This window comes from Streptomyces thermolilacinus SPC6 (assembly GCF_000478605.2).
GTDB lineage: Bacteria > Actinomycetota > Actinomycetes > Streptomycetales > Streptomycetaceae > Streptomyces > Streptomyces thermolilacinus.
In genome coordinates this window covers 3,676,847-3,694,948 of record NZ_ASHX02000001.1, presented here as the reverse complement: position 1 = coordinate 3,694,948, position 18,102 = coordinate 3,676,847, and the positions used below count along the sequence as shown (strand labels likewise).

Below are 18,102 nucleotides of genomic sequence, written 5' to 3'. Positions count from 1 at the left end.
CCATAGAGTGAGTTTCCATGATGGCCTCACGGGGGAGCGCTGTCCGGTTCAGCATTCTGGGCACGTTGGTGGTTTCGGTCGGAGATCAGCAGCTCCACCTGGGTGGACCGCGCGCCCGCGCGGTACTGGCCGCACTCCTGCTGGAGGCGAATCGGCTGGTGCCCATTTCCCATCTGGTGGAAGCCGTGTGGGAGCGCGTACCGCCCGCCACCGCCGAACACCAGATTCGAAAGATCGTCGCCGATCTCCGTTCACGGATTCCCCACGCCCAGGAAATGATCGTCACCGACGGCCCGGGTTACCGGATCGTCGTGGACGAGGACCAACTCGACCTGATCCGCTTCGACAAGGCCCTGGAAGAGGCCCGCGGCCGCGCCACCCTCGACGGCGAGGTGGCCGCCCTGGAGACCGCCCTCGGCCTGTACCGGGGCCGGGTCCTGCCCGACAGCCGCAGCCCCGTCCTCACCTCCGCCGCGGCCGCCCTTGAGGACCGCTACCTCGGCGCCCGCGAACGGCTCCTGGAGCTGCGCCTGGAGCAGGGCCGCGCCCACGACGTCGTCAGCGAACTGATGCCGCTCGTCGCCGAGCACCCGCTGCGCGAATCGCTGAGCGCCCTGCTGATGGTCGCCCTGTACCGGGTGGGGCGGCAGGCGGACGCGCTGCGCGTCTACCACGACCTGCGCGGCCTGCTCGCCGAGCAGCTGGGCATCGACCCCAGCAGCGCCGTCAACTACCGGTACCAGCAGATCCTCCGCAGCGAACCGGCCCTCGACACACCCCCGGCAGCCCGCCGCGACCGGCCCGCCGGACCGCCCGCCCCCGCGCCGCCGCCCCGCTCCCTCCCGCACGACCTGCCCGACTTCACCGGCCGCGAGGCCGAACTGGAGCGGCTGCTCGTCCATGTCCCGCCCGCGCCCGGCCCCGCCCCGGCCGCCCACGAGTCCGGACAGCAGGGCCCGCACCAGGCCGGGCACCCGTCCGAGGACCCGGCCGCGCACCGGACCGGGAACCAGCCCGCGCACCCGCCCGGCCTCCCGCCGCACCCGGCGGCACACCCCGCCGCGCAGCACGCCGTACGGATCATCGCCCTGGACGGCATGGCCGGTATCGGCAAGACCGCGCTGGCCGTCCACGCCGCCCACCGCGTCGCCGACCGCTACCCGGACGGGCAGATCTTCCTGGACCTGCACGGCTTCAGCCCGCACTGCGAACCCGTCGAACCGCACGACGCGCTCGGCACGCTGCTGCGCGCCCTGGGCGTCCCCGCCGACGCCCTCCCCGACGACCCGGACGACCGCGCGAGCCTCTGGCGCGGCATGACCGCGGACCGCCGCCTGCTGCTGCTCTTCGACAACGTCATCGCCTCCGACCAGGTGCGCCCGCTCATCCCCGCCGGGCCGGGCTGCCTGGTCCTCGTCACGAGCCGCCCCCGGCTCGCCGGTCTCGACGGAGCCGTACCGCTCCCCCTGCCGCTGCCGTCCGCGCCCGAGGGGCTGGCCCTGCTGGGGCAGGTCATCGGCCACCGGCGGGTCGCCGACGAGCAGGAGGCGGCCGCCGAACTGGTCGCGCTGTGCGGGCGGTTGCCGCTGGCCCTGCGGATCGTCGCGTCCCGGCTCACCAACCGGCCGCACTGGACCCTCACGTACCTCGCCGGGCGGCTGCGCGACGAGGAGCGGCGCCTCGACGAGCTGGCCGTCGAGCACCGGAGCGTCCGCACCGCGCTGCACCTTTCGTACGCGACCGTGCCGCCCCGCCACCAGGAGCTGTTCCGACTGCTGGGCGCGCACCCAGGCCCCGACTTCGACGGGTACTCCGCCGCCGCGCTCGCCGGGCTCACCCCGCACGCGGCCGAGGCGCTCCTGGAGGGCCTGCTCGACGCGCGGCTCCTCGTCCAGCGCACGCCGGGCCGGTACACGTTCCACAGCCTCGTCCGCGCGCTCGCCCGGGAGGCCGCCGACCGGCAGCCGCAGGCCACCCGGGACGCGCGGCACCGGCTCCTCGGCTACTACCTGAGGGCCACGGACGAGGCCGCCGGCCTGCTCCGCCCCCGCCGCGAACGGTCCCGCCCGGCCGGCCCGCTCCCCGGTACCCGCACCGGCACCGGCCCGGCCACCGCCCGGGCCACCGCCCCCGACCGCACCCCGGCCGGGGCCCCGGCCGTCCCCCCGGTCGCCACGCCCCCGTTGCGGGACGGGGCCGACGCGCTCGGCTGGTTCGACGCCGAGCGGGCCGGGCTGCTCGCCGCGCTGGCCCACGCCGAGGAGGCCGGGTACGACGGCCACGTCGCCCGCCTGCCCCTGGCCCTCGCCCCGTACCTGCACGCGCGCGGGCACATGGAGGACGAGCTCGGCGTCCTGCGCAAGGCCGCGGCCGCCGCGCGCCGCACCGGCGACACCGTCCTGGAGTCCGCCGCCCTCACCGGCATGGCCGCGCCCTACGGGCACCTCGGCCGGGTACGGGAGGGCCTGGAGTGCGCGCGGGAGGCTCTGGCCCTCGCCGAGCGGGCCGGGGACCGGGGCGGTACGGCGTTCTGCCTCGGCCGCATCGGCATGTTCCACAACGCGCTCGGCCAGTACGAACACGCCATCGCCGCCCTGCACCGCGCGCTGGTCCTGCTCAGCCGCGCCGACGCGCACGACGAGGAGAGCGCCGTACTGGCGTCGCTCGGCGAGGCGCAGGCCGCGCTCGGCCGGCACGCCGAAGCGCTCCAGACCAGCCGCCTCGTCGTCCTCCACAGCAGGCGGATCGGCGACGCGTACGGGGAGCTGACCGGCCTGCTCGGCGAGGCCACCGCGTACGCCGGAGCGGGCCAGCTCGACATGGCCCTCGACCGGCTCGCCGAGGCGTCCCGGCTGGCGCGCCGCACGACGACGCCGGACGGCCACGCGCCGATCCTCGTCCAGTACGCCGACATCTACCGCCGCCAGGGCCGCCACCGCGAGGCCCTGCACGCCGGGCACACCGCGCTGCAACTGCTGCGCCGGGTCCGCCGCCCCGCCCTGACGGCCGCCGTCCACAACGTCATCGGCACCGTGCACCGCGACCGGGGCGACTACGAGCGCGGCCAGGGCCACCACGAGAAAGCCCGCCGCCTCGCCCAGCAGGCGGGCCTGCGCCGCGAACTGGCCCTCGCGCTCGACGGCATCGCCCACGCCCGCGCCCACGGCGAGGACCCGTACGACGCGAAGGAGCACGAGCCGAGAAGGGCCACGGCGACACCCACCCTGGCCCCGGCCTGCGTCACCGGCCGCCCCGCGAACTGAGGCCCACACGGCCGGAGTCCGCCGCCCACCGCGCCCATCCCGCGAACCGGCGCCCCTGCACCCGCCCCCGGCTCCCGACCGCCACCACGGGCCCGCCTCACGGGCCGTCCGGGGGCGGTGCCGTGCCGGGCCCGGCACGGGCGGCGGCCGCGCGCAGCGACCGCTCCACGGTCAGCGCGGCCCCGTACCCCGGCAGCATCCCCCGCCGCCGTGCCTCGGCCAGCGTCACCGCGTTCCGGTCGCGTTCCGAGACGATCAGGCCCTGGTCGTCGGAGACCGGCAGCCCGAGGTCCGGGTCGAACACCGACACCGTCTCCTCGTCCTCCTCCGCCCACTCCGCGGACAGCAGGTCCGTGATGACGGTGTCCTCCAGCGCCACGCACGCGTGCCCCACCCCCACGGGCACGTACACCCCGCTCGGAGAGGCCGCGTCCAGGACGAGGGACTCCCACGCGCCAAACGTCGGCGAGCCCACCCGCAGGTCGACCACCACGTACAGCGCGCGGCCCAGCGAGCAGTGCGCGTACTTCGCCGCGCCGGGCGGCGTGCGGGTGAAGTGCACCCCGCGTACGGTCCCCCGCCGCGACCGGCTGTGGTTCGCCTGCCGCACCGGGAACAGCGGCCCGCCCGTCGCCGCCCGGAAGGCCGCCTCGCGGTACGGGGAGGCGACATGGCCGCGCGCGTCGCGCAGCGTCCGGGGCACGAACAGGTAGGCCCCGGTGGTCCGCAGCTCCCGCACCTCCACGCCGTCCCGCCCTCCCACCGGTGCGGCGGCGCCGCGCGCACGGGCCGCCGCCTGGGTCGCCGCGCCGCCGGTCCTCCTGGCGGGTGGCGATGTCGTACGGGGCCGGGCGTGCGACGAGGCACCGGAATCGTCCCACAACAGCCCCCCGGCCGAGGGATGTTCGGCGTTCGACTCCAGACGGCGGCGGCAGGCGGCAGGCGGCCGTACGAGCGGGCCGGAAGCGTCAGGCGCTCGTGTGGGAGCGCTGTCCGGAGCGGCCGCCCCGGGACTCCCGGTCCACCTGGTCGGCGAAGCGGAGCCACATGCCGGCGCACTCGCGGGCGAGCTTGCTGATCCCCTCGGCGCAGTGCGGCGGGACGGTCGTGGCGAGCCGTGCCCACACGGAGCCGTCCACGTCGTGGACGGCGAGGCAGCGCAGCAGGAAGCGACCGGACTGGGAGAGCCGCAGCGCCGGGTCCTTGCGGAGCCGCTCCAGCACCTCACCCGACTCCCGCCGCGCGGCCGCGTCACGGCGGGCCCGAACCGGACCTTGCGGCCCCGGAACCCGCGGCTCCGTAGCCCGCGGCCCCGGCCCCCGCGGTCCGGGCCCCCTCGGCCCCGGCACGCGGGCGTCCGGCACCCGGGGCCCGGCGGCGCCGACGGGCGCGGTCGGGCCCGGCTGACCGGCGCGCGCGGTGTGTCCGCCCGCGCGGGCACCGCCCCGGCCCTCCGGCACCGGGTCGCGGCCGAGGAGGAGGCGTTTCCTCACGTCGTGCGCGGTGCCGAGGGAGATCCCGGCGGCGCGGGCGATCTCGCGGAGGCTCGCCCCCGGCCGCTCCAGCATCATCCGGCCCGCCCGCTGGCGGCCCCCGGCCACGCCCGCCAGGTCGGCGGGGCGCCGCTTGCCGTCCAGGCCGATGCGCGTGTTCGACTGCGGGACCTCGGCGGTTGAACGGCGCACCCGGGACACGGTGCGCGGCGACAGGGCGGTGAACGAGGCGACGTACCGGTCGGAGAGGGCCGGGTTGTCGCGCAGGATGCGCGCGGCGGCCGCGAGCCGGTCGCCGTGGGTCAGCGGCTTGCCGTGCGCGATGTTGAGACTCACGGCGACGGCGAAGAGGCTGCGCTCCGGCAGGTCGAGGAGGAACGCGCTGATGGAGCGGTCGCCCCGGGCGCGGGCGGCGGCGAGCCGGTGCATGCCGTCCACGACACGGCCGCTGGGGTGGTGGACGACGATGGGCGGCAGCTCCGCCTCCAGCGCGACCAGCGCGTCCACGTACTCCTGGTCGAGGCCCTGGGTGCGCGGCGAGTCGGCCGGAAGAAGCGTGTCCACCGGGAGGTCGGCCCGGACCGCCGTGCTCAGGATGGGCGATAACGGCCGTGTGCCGCCGACGTCTGCGCTACTCATCGAATCCCCCGCGTTCCCCCGCATGATCGATGGTGCTGTGCCGGCACGTTAGCAACCGCCAACCGGCCAGAGCAAGGAGTTCGCGCCCCTGTGCGCGGCGGCCGCCCGGAGGACGCAAGTCCCCTTTTCGCAAGCGGAGTTGGTGGCAGCGGGGAGGGGGCGCGAACCGGCCATGGACGCCGGCCCGCGCGGGTGTCACCTCCGGTGGAAGAGGCGGACGGTCAGGGAGCCGAACACGGTGAGCAGCACCGCCGACCACCCCAGTGTCCACGCCACTTCGGTGCCCGGCCAGCGGCCGTCCATGAGGCCGCGCACCGCCGACGCGACATGGGTGACGGGGTTGTGGTCCACCAGCGTCCGCAGCCAGCCGGGCATGGTGGCGGGGTCGACGAAGATGTCGCTGAGGAAGTTCAGCGGGAAGATCACCGTCATCGAGGCGCCCATCACCGTCTTCTCGTCCCTCACGAGCAGGCCGAACATCGTCCCGATCCACGAGAAGGAGAAGGCGAAGACGACCAGGAGGAGCACCCCGGCGACGACCCCGGCGGGGCCCCCGCCCGGCCGGAAGCCGATGGCCAGTCCGGCGGTGAGCATCACCGCGGAGGCGATCGAGTACCGAAGGACGTCGCCCAGCAGATAGCCGACGACCGTCGCGGGCCGCCAGACGGGCAGGGTGCGGAACCGGTCGAGGACGCCCTTGTCGATGTCGTTGTTGAGGGCGATGCCCGTGTACACGGTGGTCATCACCACCGACATCACCATCACGCCGGGCAGCAGGTACTGGATGTACTCGCGGGGCGAGCCCGCCAGCGCGCCGCCGAAGAGGTGCGTGAACATCAGCACCAGCATCACCGGCAGCACGGTCACGTCGAACAGCTGCTCCGGCACGTGCTTGATCTTCAGCATCGCCCGCCAGCCGAACGCCATGGACGCGGCCCACGGGGTGGGCCTGGGCGGCCGCTCCCCGGCGGACAGCAGCCCGGCCAGGGCGCGGGCCGACACGGCCGCGAGCTCGTCGCCGCGCGGGGCCGTCGCGCCGGACGTGGTGACGCTCATGCCGCGGCTCCTTCCCTCACCCCGGCGGCCGCGCCGTCGGCGTCCGCCCTCCGGTCGGTCAGGGCGAGGAACACCTCGTCCAGGCTGGGCTGCCCCAGCGAGAACGTGTCGACCGTGATGCCCCGCCGGGCCAGCTCGGCCAGCGCCCGCGAGGCCCGCTCGGCGGCGCCCCGGTCCCCGTCGGCGTCGTCGACACGGGCGGTCAGCGCCACCGGGTCGGCGTCCGGCCGCACCTCGGCCGCCAGGTGGAGGGCGAGGACCCGCTGGGCCTCGGCCCGCTGCCCGGCGTCCCGCAGCCGCAGATGGACCGAGCCCGCGCCGACCGACGCCTTCAGCTCGCCCTTCGTGCCCTCCGCGACGACCCGGCCCCGGTCGATGACCGCGATCCGCGACGCCAGCTGGTCGGCCTCGTCCAGGTACTGCGTGGTCAGCAGGACCGTCGTCCCCAGGTCCACGATGGCGCGGACGATCTCCCACACCTGGCCGCGGGAGCGCGGGTCGAGGCCCGTCGTCGGCTCGTCCAGGAACAGCAGGGCGGGCGCGTCCAGGATCGACGCGGCGATGTCGAGGCGACGCCGCATCCCGCCCGAGTAGTTCCTCACCTGGCGGCCCGCGGCATCGGCCAGGGCGAACGCCTCCAGCATCTGCCCCGCGCGCTCCCGCGCCGACCGCTTCGGCAGGCCGGCCAGGCGGCCCAGCAGCACCAGGTTCTCCAGGCCGGTCAGGTCCTCGTCGAGCGAGGCGTACTGCCCGGTGAGGCTGACGAGGCCGCGGACCGTGTCGGCGTCCCGCACGACGTCGTGGCCGAAGATCCGGGCCTGGCCGCCGTCGGGCCGCAACAGCGTCGCGAGCATCTTCACGGTCGTCGTCTTCCCCGCCCCGTTCGGGCCGAGGACGCCGTACACGGTCCCGGGCGCGACGGTCAGGTCCACGCCGTCGACGGCGCGGGCGCCCCGGTACGTCTTCACCAGCCCGGCGGCCTCGATGGCCGGACCGGTCAGCGGGGCCCCGGCGCGGGCGCGGTCGGTCACGGCGCTCACCCCACCGGGTCCCCGGAGGGCGCCTTGACCGCCTCCGGGTGACGCCGCAGCCAGTTCAGGACGAGCATCCCGCCGATTCCGGGGACGAACGCCATCGCCCGCGCCGCGCCCGCCGCGCCCGCGACCGTCAGGGCGAACGTCGCGACGATGGTGACCAGATACGCCGTGCCGTGCGTCGGGCCGCCGAGTGCGGTGACCGGCCGGGCGTGGACCGTGAGCAGATTGCCGAACAGGATGAGGACGGAGACGGCCTCGACGGCCGCCGCGACCCGCAGCACCTTCAGGTTCACGGGGTCACGCACCCGTCGTGGAGCCGGGGCGGACGATCATCAGGACGACGACCACCGCCCACAGCAGGTTGAAGACGCCGGTCAGCATGCCGAGCCGGGCAGCCGCGGCGTTCAGCCCCTGGGCGCCGGCGCCGCCCTGCCGGGCCATGGTGAGCATCCGCTCCTGGCCGGGGATGATCGCCATGGCGAGCAGGAACGCGGTGACGGCGGTGAGGATCATCGACGTGATCAGCCACGCGTCGCCCAGGACGCCCATCTGCGCGCCGGTGGCCACCCCGAACACCGGCACGACAAGGCCGGCGACGGCGTAGACCCGGCAGATCCGGTGCAGGAACGCCGCGATGCCGACGGCCTTGCCCTTCTCCTCCCCCCCTTCCGCCTGCGGGCCCTGCGCCACCGCCAGCTTGGCGAAGCGCGGGAAGAGCGAGGCCGCCACTGCGATCGACCCGACCGCGAGGATGGCGGCGATGACGTGCACGGACAGGAGGAGCTTGGTCACGGTGATGCCTCCAAGCGGGACCGGACAGACCCTCGATAAGTTGGCTACCAATAGATAGCACGCCTACATCACGCTTGGGTAGAATCGCTGGTCATGAGGACAGACGCGGTGCGCGGCCACCTGGACGGACTCCTGCTGGCCGTGCTGGAACCGGGCCCGCTGCACGGCTACGCGATCATCGCGGCCGTCCAGCAGCGCAGCGGTGGCGCGCTGGAGCTCCGCACGGGCACGATCTACCCGGCGCTCCAGCGCCTGGAGCGGCTCGGCCTGCTCAAGAGCAGCTGGGACGCCGTCGGCGAACGGCGCCGCCGCTGCTATGAGCTGACCGAGGCCGGCAGGCGTAGCCTGGCCCATGAGCGGAACGCCTGGCGGGAGTTCACCACGGCGATCGGTTCGGTACTCAACCCGGCGACACCCTCGACGGGACTGACGACATGAGCACCGGGGCGGGCATGGAGACGAGCATCGGCGCGGCGGCGTCCGGCAAGCGGCGTCCCGCCGCACCCCCGGACCCCATCGACGCGTACGTGGCCGCCCTCGCCGAGTCCCTCCAGGGCCCGAGCCGCGCCAAGTCGCGCCTGGTCGCGGAGATACGGGACGGCCTGGACGACACGGTCTCGGCGCACACCCGCGCGGGCGTCCCCTACGAGCGCGCCGCCGAGATGGCGGTACGGGACTTCGGCTCGCCCGACCACCTGGCGCCGACGTTCCAGCACGAGCTGACCATCGCGCAGGCCCGGCACACCGCGCGCGCCGCCGCGCTCACCGTGCCGCTCGCCGTCGCCTGCTGGCTGCTCATCTGGACGGCCAGCCACGACAGCGCCTCCTGGCAGCTGCCCCGTACGACATCGCTGCTGACGGTCCATCTGGTGGCCGTCGCCGCCGTCGCCTCGGTTCTCGCGGCCGTGACGCTCGCCGCGACCGGGCGGCTCGCCCGCTGGCTGCCCACCCCGCACCGGCTGCCCCTCGCGGTCGCCTGGACGGGTACGGCGGCGAGCATCGCCATGGCCGTCGCCGCGCTCGTCCTGGTCACCCTCTCCGTCGTCGTCACCAACTGGCCGCTCGCCGTGGCCGCGGGGGCGCTCGCCGCCGCGTCGCACGCCGTGGTGGCCTCCTCGGCCCGCACCTGCCGCCAGTGCGCCCGCCTGCCGGTGAACTGAACCGGCGTGCCGTGCGTATCCCTTGAAGCAGGCCCCTCCCGGCAGCGCCGCCGGGTGCGGGCAACCGCAGGACAGTCCGCCGCCGCGCCCCCTACGCTCGACATCGCGCGGCAGACCGGACCCCACGACTGACGAGGCGGGGTGACGTGCGTTGGTGACTCCCGCGGGCCCCGGGCCCGCCCTGAGGCTGGTGCGCGCCGTCGTCTTCGCCGCCGTGTGCGTCCTGACCGCCGCGCTGGGCCACTCCCTCGCCGCCGACTACGCGTTACCCGTCGGCTTCCTCTCCGTGGCCATGGCCGTCACCACCGCCGCCGCCTGGTGGCTGGGCGGCGCGGAGCGCGGCGCCCTCTCCATCACGGCGAGCACGGTCGGCGTCCAGCTGGCCCTGCACACGATCTTCTCGTTCGCGCCCGTCCCCGGCGGCGGCAGCGGACACCACCAGCACCACCAGCAGACCGCAGCCGCCCTCCCGCCGAGCGTGTGCATGGGCGGCGCCACCGACCCCGTCGCGCAGGCCGTGTGGCAGGCCCACACCGGTACGGCCCCGCCCGCCCCGCCGGGACCCGAGTCATCCGTCGCGTACGTGGTGCAGCTCCTCACCCACGGCTCGTGGACCATGTTCTCCGCGCACGTCCTGGCCGCCCTCGTGTGCGGGCTGTGGATGTGGCGCGGCGAGGCGGCGTTCTTCACGATCGCCCGCTCCCTGCACGGCGCCCTCTTCGAACCGCTGCGGCTCGCCCTCGCCGGGCTGCCCCCGGCGCGGCCCGTCGCCGTGCCGCGCGGCGCCCCCGTCGCCGTACATCCGCGCAGACTGCGTGACCTGCTGCTGCGGCACGCCATGTCCCGGCGGGGGCCGCCACGGGGGTGCCCGGTCCCCTGCTGACCCGGCCGCAGCGGCGGCGCGGGCGGTGAGGGACCGGTACGAGCGTCACCCCACCCCTCGCACGTGCGCCACCGCGCCGGCCATGCGCCGCGCGGCGGGCACGCGTGGCCGGACGCGTGCGCCCGGCCACGGTCAGCAACGAAGGACTTTCCCATGCCCACCCACCTCAGTGGTGTACGCGACCGTGCCGCCGTCACCGACGACGACCAGATCACCGACTGGGCCCTGGCCGCCGCCCGCGGCGACGCGACGGCGACGGAGGACTTCATCGCCGCGACCCACCCGCACGTCTGGCGGTTCATCACCCGCGCCTGCGGGGACGTCCACAGCGCCGACGACCTCACCCAGGAGACGTACCTGCGGGCGCTGCGCAGCCTGCCCCGGTTCGCGGCGCGCTGCCACGCCCGGACCTGGCTGCTCTCGATCGCCCGCCGGGTCGTCGTGGACCGCTACCGGTCGAACGCCGCCCGGCCCCGCCTCGCCGACACGGCCGACTGGCAGGCGGCCGCCGAGCGCACCCAGCAGACCGGGCTGCCCGGCTTCGACGAGGGCGTGGCCCTGCTCGACCTGCTGGAGTCGCTCGACACCGCGCGCCGGGAGTCGTTCATCCTCACGCAGGTCAAGGGCCTGTCCTACGAGGAGGCCGCGTCCATCGCGGGCTGCCCCATCGGAACGGTCCGCTCCCGGGTCAGCCGGGCCCGGCAGAACCTCACGCACCTGCTGAAGTCGGCGGAGGACGCCGCCTGAACGGGGGCGGCCGGGGCCCCTGACGAACCCCGGCCGCCCCTCCCCCTCCGCACGGCGGGCGGCGGTCGGCCCGTACGGGCCCCCGCCCGTCAGTCCCTCAGCCCGTCGCTCCCCCAGCCCGTCAGTCCGTCAGTCCGTCAGTCCGTCAGTACGTCAGTACGTCAGTCCGTCAGTACGGGCAGCAGCTCCGGAAGGTGCCCGTCCGACGCCTCGGCCGCCGCCCGCCGCTCCTCGGGCACCTCCCCGTACAGCGTGGTCCGGGGCCGCGCCGGGCGGCCCGCCGCCTCCGCGATCGCCACCAGGTCCCGCACCGACTTGTACGAGCCCCAGCCGGACCCCGCCATGCGGGAGATGGTCTCCTCCATGAGCGTGCCGCCCAGGTCGTTCGCGCCCGAGCGGAGCATCTCCGCCGCGCCCTGGGCGCCCAGCTTCACCCAGCTGGTCTGGATGTTCGGGATGTGCGGGTGCAGAAGCAACCGCGCCATCGCCGTGACCGCCCGGTTGTCGCGGACGGTCGGGCCGGGCCGGGCGACGCCCGCCAGGTACACGGGCGCGTTCGTGTGGACGAACGGCAGCGTCACGAACTCGGTGAACCCGCCCGTCTCCTGCTGGAGCCGGGCCAGGGCGCGCAGGTGCCCGAGCCAGTGCCGGGGCTGGTCGACGTGCCCGTACATCATCGTGGACGAGGAGCGGATGCCCAGCTCGTGCGCCGTGCGGACCACGTCGATCCAGGTGGCGGCGGGCAGTTTGCCCTTGGTGAGGACCCAGCGCACCTCGTCGTCCAGGATCTCCGCCGCCGTGCCGGGGATCGAGTCGAGCCCGGCTTCCTTCGCGGCGGTCAGCCAGTCGCGGACGGACATCCCGGTGCGGGACGCGCCGTTGACGATCTCCATCGGCGAGAAGGCGTGCACGTGGATGCCCGGCACGCGTTCCTTCACGGCCCGCGCGATGTCGAAGTACGCCGTGCCCGGCAGGTCCGGGTGGATGCCGCCCTGCATGCACACCTCGACGGCGCCCACGTCCCACGCCTGCGCGGCCCGGTCCGCGACCTGCTCCAGGGAGAGCGTGTACGCGTCGGCGTCCGTGCGCCGCTGGGCGAACGCGCAGAAACGGCAGCCGGTGTAGCAGACGTTCGTGAAGTTGATGTTCCGCGTGACGATGTACGTGACGTCGTCGCCGACCGCCGCCCTCCGCACGTCGTCGGCGATGCCGCACAGCGCGTCCAGCGCCGGGCCCTCCGCGTGCAGCAGCGCCAGCGCCTGCTTGTCGGTCAGCCGCGTCGGGTCGTCCGCCGCGACCCGCAGCGCCTCCCGTACGTCCCCGTCCACGCGCTGCGGTACGAGACCGGGCGCGGCGGCCTCCCGCAGGGCGTCCCAGTCGCCGTACACGGCGTCGAAGTCGTCGCGCCGGTCGCCGGTGCGGCCCGTCGTGTCGATGGTGCGGTGCAGGTCGGTGCGGCCGGTCGCGGTGAAGGCCTCCTCCGGCTCCTGCCACGGCAGCCCGCGCGGCACGGCGTCCGGGCGGGCCAGGCCCGTCTCCGGGTCGGCGAGCGCGGTGACGTGCGGCAGCAGCCTCGGGTCCAGCCACGGCTCGCCGCGCAGCACGAACTCCGGGTACACGCAGAGCCGTTCGCGCAACTCGAACCCGGCGGCGGCGGACCGCTCGGCCAGCTCCTCGATGCGCGGCCAGGGCCGCTCGGGGTTGACGTGGTCGATGGTGACCGGGGAGACCCCGCCCCAGTCGTCGATGCCCGCGCCGATGAGCCGCCCGTACGCCTCGTCCACCAGGTTCGGCGGGGCCTGCAGGCAGGCGGACGGGCCGAGGATGAGGCGCGCCACGGCGACCGTCGCGACCAGGTCGTCCAGCTCCGCGTCGGGCGCCGCGCGCATCGCCGTGTCCGGCTTGGCACGGAAGTTCTGGATGATCAGCTCCTGGATGCCGTGGTAGGCGCGGGCCACGCGGCGCAGCGCGAACAGCGACTCGGCGCGCTCCTCGTACGTCTCGCCGATGCCGATGAGCAGCCCGCTGGTGAACGGCACCGACGACCGTCCGGCGTCCTCCAGCACCCGCAGCCGCACCGCCGGTTCCTTGTCGGGGGAGCCGTAGTGGGGGCCGCCGGGCTCGGACCAGAGGCGCTCGGCGGTGGTCTCCAGCATCATGCCCATGGACGGGGCGACGGGCTTGAGCCGCTGGAAGTCCGTCCACGACAGGACCCCGGGGTTGAGGTGGGGCAGCAGCCCGGTCTCCTCCAGGACGCGGATGGACACGGCGCGTACGTAGGCGAGCGTGTCGTCGTAGCCGTGCGCGTCCAGCCACTCCCGTGCCTGGGGCCAGCGGTCCTCCGGCTTGTCGCCGAGGGTGATGAGGGCTTCCTTGCAGCCGAGCGCGGCGCCCTTGCGGGCGATGTCGAGGACCTCGTCCATCGACAGGAACATCCCGTGCCCGGCGCGGCGAAGCTTGCCGGGGACGGTGGCGAACGTGCAGTAGTGGCAGGTGTCGCGGCACAGCCGGGTGAGCGGCACGAAGACGCTCTTCGAGTACGTGATGACCCCTGGGCGGCCCGCGGCGGCGAGCCCCGCGTCCCGTACGCGGGCGGCGTGTGCGGCCAGGCGGTCGAGGTCGGCGCCGCGCGCCTGGAGCAGGACGGCGGCCTCGGTCACATCCAGCGCGACCCCGTCCCCGGCGCGCTTCAGGGCGCGGCGCATGGCGTTGTCGGTGGGGCGGCTTCCGGTTCCCGTGGAGGTCATTCCCCGAGGATACGAGCGGTTTCCCAGCGTCGTCCGCGCGTTGGCGGGCCCGCCCCTTCCCGGCGGCCGTTTCCGGACCGCCCCCGGTCCCGGCCGGGTGCGGGCCGCCGAGCCGTGGCACCACGTGCCGGGTGCCGGGCGCGCCTTCGCGGGGCGCGCCCGGCGGGCGGGGCTACATCCAGGCGTTGTACGGCTGCGACTGGGCCGCCGGGGTGCGGTTCCCCAGCGGGGCGGACGCGTTGCCGGTCCCCCGGTACCAGTACAGGACGCCGTCGCGGTCGCGGACGAGGAGCGCGCCGCGCCCGTCCGGGCCGCCGTCGCCGGGGGCGATGACGGCGGTGTACGCGTTCCAGCCGGACGTGCCGGCCTTGACGCGGGGCGCGTACGGGCGGGCCGGGTCGCCGGTGCCCTGGTACAGCCAGAGAGCGCCGGACGTGTCGCGGGCGAACAGGTCGGCGTGGCCGTCACTGGTGGAGTCCACCCCGCCGGTCAGGGCGTTGTACACCTGCCAGCCGGAGCCGACGCGGGTGCGGTCCGCGAACGGCGCCGACTCGACGCCGGTGCCCCGGTACAGCCACAGCACGCCGGACGTGTCGCGGGCGACGAGGTCCGGGTGGCCGTCGCCGGTGACGTCGCCGGTGCCGCGCACCGAGTTGTAGACCGACCAGCCGGTGCCGACCCGGACGCGCGGCTTGAACACGCGGTCGGTCCACTTCACGCCGGACGCCGGGTAGTACCAGAGCGTGCCGTTCGGTTCGCGGGCGACGACGCCGCCGCCCCGGTTGTCGGTGCCGATCGGGGACAGCTTGGTGACCGCGTCGAAGGCCCCCCAGCCGGAGCCGTGGTCCTGCCGCCACCATGGGTCGAGCGGCCTGGTGTCCGTGGGCAGCGTCTGGTGGGACCACAGGCGCCCGGCCGTGTCACGGCCGAAGACGCGGTACGACTTCTCCACCGGGTTGTCGCTGAGGACCTGGAAGACGGACTGCCCGGTAGAGGCCGGGGAGCCGTCGTCGGGCCGGAAGCCCACGTTCACCTCGACGCCCCACGCCTCCATGTGCGGTGCGGGGTTCACGGTGTACGTGAGGGTGTGCTCGCCCGCCGGCAGGTCGCAGACGGCGAGGTCCTCCCCGTTCTCGTACGGCTCCTCCCGGCAGGTGACCCCCGGCGCGCCGGTGGGGGTGCTCCGGCGCAGGTCCTGTGCCTCGCCGGTCGGGTCCCACCAGCGGAAGCCCTCCGCCGGTTCCATGTGCAGCTCGAACCGGCCCTTCAGCGCCGCGTTCACCTTCACGGTGTGCGTCACGCTGCCGCCCGCCGCGGCGTCCGGGGTGGTGATCCCGAACGTCGCCCCGCCCGGCACCGGTGCGGCTCCCGCCGCGCCGGCCGCCCCCGCCAGCATCGCGGCGGCCGCCGCCAGCGCGACGGCCCCCCGCCCGATCCCTCTCCGCTGCTCGCGCACGCGTCCTCCCCTGATGGATCTGATGTTCCGTCGCACCGGGAGACCCGTGAACCGGCGCGCCGGTTGTACGGGTGGCGGATGTGGCGTCAGGTGCCGGTGGTGCCGTCGGTGAGTTCGCGGATGGCGTCCAGGTGGCCGTTGTGGCGGGCCGTCTCCTCGATCAGGTGCATGAGGATCCAGCGCAGGGTGACGTGGGTGCCGCCCCGGACGGGGGCCTTGGCCGGGGTGTCGAGGTCGTGCCCGGCGACGACGGCGCGGAGGCGGTCGCTCTGCTCGCGGTAGTCGGCGATCAGGCGCTCCAGCGGGACGTCGAGCGCGATCCGCATCTCCATGTCGGGGTCCTCGGCGCTCCACGGCGCCCGGTCCTCCGCGCCGAGGAACACCGCCTCCAGCCAGTAGTGCTCGACCCAGCGCAGATGGCTGATCAGTCCGGACGCCGTCATCAGCGGGGAGTGCGGCAGCGGTGCCTTGCGGGCGTCCTCGGCGGACAGGCCGTCGCACTTGGCGACGGCGGTGTCGCGGACGTAGTCGAGAAAGGTCACGAGGTGGGCGCGCTCGTCCCACGTCGGGGGCATGTCGGTGCGTGTCATGTCCGCATGCTGTCCCCCGTCGGCCCCCGTGTCGAACGAATAGCCGCCGGGGCGGTCAGTCGTTGACGGCGGTCAGCAGGAACGCCGTGTCCGTCACGGCCGTCAGGCTGTGCCGCCCGGGCGGGATGAGGAAGAGGTCGCCCATGGTCAGCTCGATGTCGTCCGTCGCGGACTTCAGCTTGACGACCCCGCGCAGCACCTGGAGGGACGCGGCGGGTGGTGCGTTGTGCTCGTCGAGCTTCGTACCGGCCGTGAGCGCGATGACGGTCTGCCGCAGCGGCCGCTCCCTCAGCAGGAGGTTGGCGCTGCGCCCGTGCTCGGAGCGGTGGGCGGCGACGAGGTGTTCCTCGGCGATGGCGTAGAGGTCGTACATACGTCCACCCTGCACCCGCGCCGCCCGGCCCGCACGGGAAGCGCGTACGGGCGGGGACCCCGGACGGCGGGGCCGCCCGGGACGGCGGGCCCCGGGGACGCGCGCGGCCGGAGTCCCCTGTGCGGGGGCTCCGGCCGCGGGTGGCTCAGATGGGGGTGGTTCGTCCTCGGGGTGGGTCAGTCCTCGACCACCAGCGCCGGGGTCTCCTTCGTCAGGACCTCGCCCCGGAAGAACGCCGGGCTGCGGCGGTGCATGACCGCCATGAGGACCGCGCCGAGCAGCAGCAGCCCGACACCGATCACGAAGACCGAGCCGACGCCGAGGACCGACGAGCCGCTGCCGTACGCCGGGTCCCACATGTCCATGAGGGTCTGGGCGAACACGGCCGTGAGCATCAGCCCGCCGAGGCCCGGCAGGACGCCCTTGACCAGCAGGTCGCGCACCGAGCCGGTCAGCTCGCGGCGGAAGAACCAGACACAGGCGAAGGCGGTGATCGCGTAGTAGAAGCAGATCATCAGGCCGAGCGCGTAGATCGTGTCCACCAGGACGTTCTCGCTGACGAGGGTCATCACCGAGTAGAAGACGCCCGTCGCCACACCGGCGACGACGGTCGCGCGGCCGGGGGTCTTGTGGACCGGGTGGACCTTCGCGAAGGCCGGCGGGAACGCCTCGTACGTGGACATCGCGAGCGCGGTGCGGGCGACGGGGATGAACGTCGTCTGGAGGCTGGCGGCGGCGGAGGCGAGGACGGCGACGAACAGCAGGATGCCGAGCCCGGAGCCCATGACCGGGGCGGCCAGGGCGGCGAAGACGTTGTCGGAGGTGTCCGGGTTGCCGAGGCCGAGGCCCTTCTCGCCGACACCGGCGTACATCTGCACGGCGACGGCGACCATCAGGTACGAGGAGACGATCACGGTGATGGCGAGCATCGCGGCGCGGCCGGGCGTGCGGGCGCTGCCGACGCTCTCCTCGTTCACGGACAGGCAGGTGTCCCAGCCCCAGTAGATGAAGATCGACAGGGAGAGACCTGCGGTGAACGCGGCGAAGGAGTCGACCGCGAAGGGGTTCATCCACGTCCAGGAGAAGGACAGGGATCCGGCGACGTCACCGGCCTTGGTGACGGCCATCCCCGCGAACAGGACGATCACGACGAGCTGGAGGCCGACCAGGGCGTACTGGAGCGACTTCGTGGCGGTGATGCCCCGGTAGCTGACGAACGTCGCGACGGCGACGAACGCGAGGGTCGTGAGGATGTGGACGGCCTTGTTGCCGTCGAGCGCGGCGATCGAGGGATCACCGGTGATCTCGCCCGCCGTCAGCCAGAAGAACGAGGTGGCGACACCGGCCAGGTTGGACAGGACGACCACGGTGGCGACGAGGAGGCCCCAGCCGCACATCCAGCCGACCCTGGGGCCGAACGCCTTCACCGACCAGGTGAAGGAGGTGCCGCAGTCGGGGACGGCCCGGTTCAGCTCGCGGTACGCGAAGGCCACCAGCAGCATGGGGAGGAATCCCGCGAGGAAGATCGCGGGCATCTGGAGGCCGACCTCGCCGACCGTGGCGCCGAGGGTCGAGGTCAGACAGTAGACGGGGGCGACGGTCGAGATGCCGATGACGGCACCACCCATCAGCCCGACGGAGTTCCCGCCGAGGCCCTTGGTGCGTACGCCGCCGTTCTCGCCCGTCGCGTCGACGTTCCTTACCGTGTCTCCGGCCTGGGGCCGTGCTTCCACCTGAGTCATGCCCAGGACGTTAGGTGCTGCGGTTTCCACATCCGGAGTGCGGAACTCCGCGATCTCCGCCTTCAGTTCTGCGGGATGAAACGGACCCGCAGCAAGGATTTCATGGTCTGTTCAGTTTTGAATC

At 74.5% G+C, this 18,102-nt stretch carries 16 protein-coding genes; 5 read left to right on the top strand and 11 right to left on the bottom strand.

Annotation, left to right across the window (positions count from 1 at the left end):
• Positions 1-68: 68 nt before the first annotated feature.
• Positions 69-3,263 carry an AfsR/SARP family transcriptional regulator gene (locus J116_RS16080; RefSeq protein ID WP_023588099.1) on the top strand — a complete coding sequence of 1,065 codons (3,195 nt, stop codon included), beginning with the start codon at positions 69-71 and terminating at the stop codon, positions 3,261-3,263.
• A gap of 97 nt (positions 3,264-3,360) precedes the next feature.
• On the opposite strand, the gene J116_RS16075 is transcribed toward J116_RS16080, so the two are convergent.
• The 6 genes from J116_RS16075 to J116_RS16050 all read right to left on the bottom strand — a co-directional run bounded on the left by J116_RS16075 (position 3,361) and on the right by J116_RS16050 (position 8,280).
• Positions 3,361-4,008 carry a dTDP-4-dehydrorhamnose 3,5-epimerase family protein gene (locus J116_RS16075; RefSeq protein ID WP_023588098.1) on the bottom strand — a complete coding sequence of 216 codons (648 nt, stop codon included), beginning with the start codon at positions 4,006-4,008 and terminating at the stop codon, positions 3,361-3,363.
• 223 nt (positions 4,009-4,231) lie between these two features.
• Positions 4,232-5,320, bottom strand: a complete 1,089-nt coding sequence (locus J116_RS16070; RefSeq protein ID WP_051203525.1) for a ParB/RepB/Spo0J family partition protein — start codon at positions 5,318-5,320, stop codon at positions 4,232-4,234.
• Between the two features lie 270 nt (positions 5,321-5,590).
• Positions 5,591-6,451: an ABC transporter permease gene (locus J116_RS16065; RefSeq protein ID WP_023588096.1), complete on the bottom strand. Its 861-nt coding sequence runs from the start codon at positions 6,449-6,451 to the stop codon at positions 5,591-5,593.
• Positions 6,448-7,482, bottom strand: a complete 1,035-nt coding sequence (locus J116_RS16060; protein WP_235617352.1) for an ATP-binding cassette domain-containing protein — start codon at positions 7,480-7,482, stop codon at positions 6,448-6,450. The genes J116_RS16065 and J116_RS16060 overlap by 4 nt, the downstream gene beginning before the upstream one ends.
• 5 nt (positions 7,483-7,487) lie before the next feature.
• Positions 7,488-7,781 (bottom strand): hypothetical protein, encoded by a 294-nt coding sequence (locus J116_RS16055; protein WP_235617351.1) that lies wholly within the window; start codon positions 7,779-7,781, stop codon positions 7,488-7,490.
• 4 nt (positions 7,782-7,785) lie between these two features.
• Positions 7,786-8,280, bottom strand: a complete 495-nt coding sequence (locus tag J116_RS16050) for a membrane protein (RefSeq protein WP_023588093.1) — start codon at positions 8,278-8,280, stop codon at positions 7,786-7,788.
• A 93-nt stretch (positions 8,281-8,373) separates the two neighbouring features.
• On the opposite strand from J116_RS16050, the gene J116_RS16045 reads away from it, so the two are divergent.
• The 4 genes from J116_RS16045 to J116_RS16030 all read left to right on the top strand — a co-directional run bounded on the left by J116_RS16045 (position 8,374) and on the right by J116_RS16030 (position 11,070).
• Complete coding sequence (locus tag J116_RS16045; RefSeq protein WP_023588092.1) at positions 8,374-8,718, top strand: PadR family transcriptional regulator; 345 nt, start codon at positions 8,374-8,376, stop codon at positions 8,716-8,718.
• Positions 8,715-9,440 (top strand): permease prefix domain 1-containing protein, encoded by a 726-nt coding sequence (locus J116_RS16040; protein WP_023588091.1) that lies wholly within the window; start codon positions 8,715-8,717, stop codon positions 9,438-9,440. Before J116_RS16045 ends, J116_RS16040 begins: the two co-directional genes overlap by 4 nt.
• A gap of 154 nt (positions 9,441-9,594) precedes the next feature.
• A complete protein-coding gene (locus tag J116_RS16035; protein WP_023588090.1) occupies positions 9,595-10,323 on the top strand; it encodes a hypothetical protein in 729 nt (242 codons plus the stop codon).
• 153 nt (positions 10,324-10,476) lie between these two features.
• A complete protein-coding gene (locus J116_RS16030; protein WP_023588089.1) occupies positions 10,477-11,070 on the top strand; it encodes a sigma-70 family RNA polymerase sigma factor in 594 nt (197 codons plus the stop codon).
• A gap of 161 nt (positions 11,071-11,231) precedes the next feature.
• On the opposite strand, the gene J116_RS16025 is transcribed toward J116_RS16030, so the two are convergent.
• The 5 genes from J116_RS16025 to J116_RS16005 all read right to left on the bottom strand — a co-directional run bounded on the left by J116_RS16025 (position 11,232) and on the right by J116_RS16005 (position 17,978).
• Positions 11,232-13,817, bottom strand: a complete 2,586-nt coding sequence (locus tag J116_RS16025) for a bifunctional FO biosynthesis protein CofGH (RefSeq protein ID WP_023588088.1) — start codon at positions 13,815-13,817, stop codon at positions 11,232-11,234.
• A 172-nt stretch (positions 13,818-13,989) separates the two neighbouring features.
• Entirely contained in the window at positions 13,990-15,273 is a 1,284-nt protein-coding gene (locus J116_RS16020) for a VCBS repeat-containing protein (protein ID WP_023588087.1), read from the bottom strand.
• A gap of 86 nt (positions 15,274-15,359) precedes the next feature.
• Positions 15,360-15,863, bottom strand: coding sequence for a DinB family protein (locus J116_RS16015; RefSeq protein WP_023588086.1), 504 nt, complete (start codon positions 15,861-15,863; stop codon positions 15,360-15,362).
• 55 nt (positions 15,864-15,918) lie between these two features.
• Positions 15,919-16,236, bottom strand: a complete 318-nt coding sequence (locus J116_RS16010) for a cupin domain-containing protein (RefSeq protein WP_023588085.1) — start codon at positions 16,234-16,236, stop codon at positions 15,919-15,921.
• A 176-nt stretch (positions 16,237-16,412) separates the two neighbouring features.
• Positions 16,413-17,978, bottom strand: coding sequence for an APC family permease (locus J116_RS16005; RefSeq protein ID WP_028964117.1), 1,566 nt, complete (start codon positions 17,976-17,978; stop codon positions 16,413-16,415).
• Positions 17,979-18,102: the final 124 nt, after the last annotated feature.

Coding starts and splice junctions, on each gene's coding strand:
- J116_RS16045 (WP_023588092.1), top strand. CDS start 8,374: ATGAGGACAGACGCGGTGCGCGGCCACCTGGACGGACTCCTGCTGGCC.
- J116_RS16025 (WP_023588088.1), bottom strand. CDS start 13,817: ATGACCTCCACGGGAACCGGAAGCCGCCCCACCGACAACGCCATGCGC.
- J116_RS16065 (WP_023588096.1), bottom strand. CDS start 6,451: ATGAGCGTCACCACGTCCGGCGCGACGGCCCCGCGCGGCGACGAGCTC.
- J116_RS16010 (WP_023588085.1), bottom strand. CDS start 16,236: ATGTACGACCTCTACGCCATCGCCGAGGAACACCTCGTCGCCGCCCAC.
- J116_RS16030 (WP_023588089.1), top strand. CDS start 10,477: ATGCCCACCCACCTCAGTGGTGTACGCGACCGTGCCGCCGTCACCGAC.
- J116_RS16005 (WP_028964117.1), bottom strand. CDS start 17,978: ATGACTCAGGTGGAAGCACGGCCCCAGGCCGGAGACACGGTAAGGAAC.
- J116_RS16040 (WP_023588091.1), top strand. CDS start 8,715: ATGAGCACCGGGGCGGGCATGGAGACGAGCATCGGCGCGGCGGCGTCC.
- J116_RS16015 (WP_023588086.1), bottom strand. CDS start 15,863: ATGACACGCACCGACATGCCCCCGACGTGGGACGAGCGCGCCCACCTC.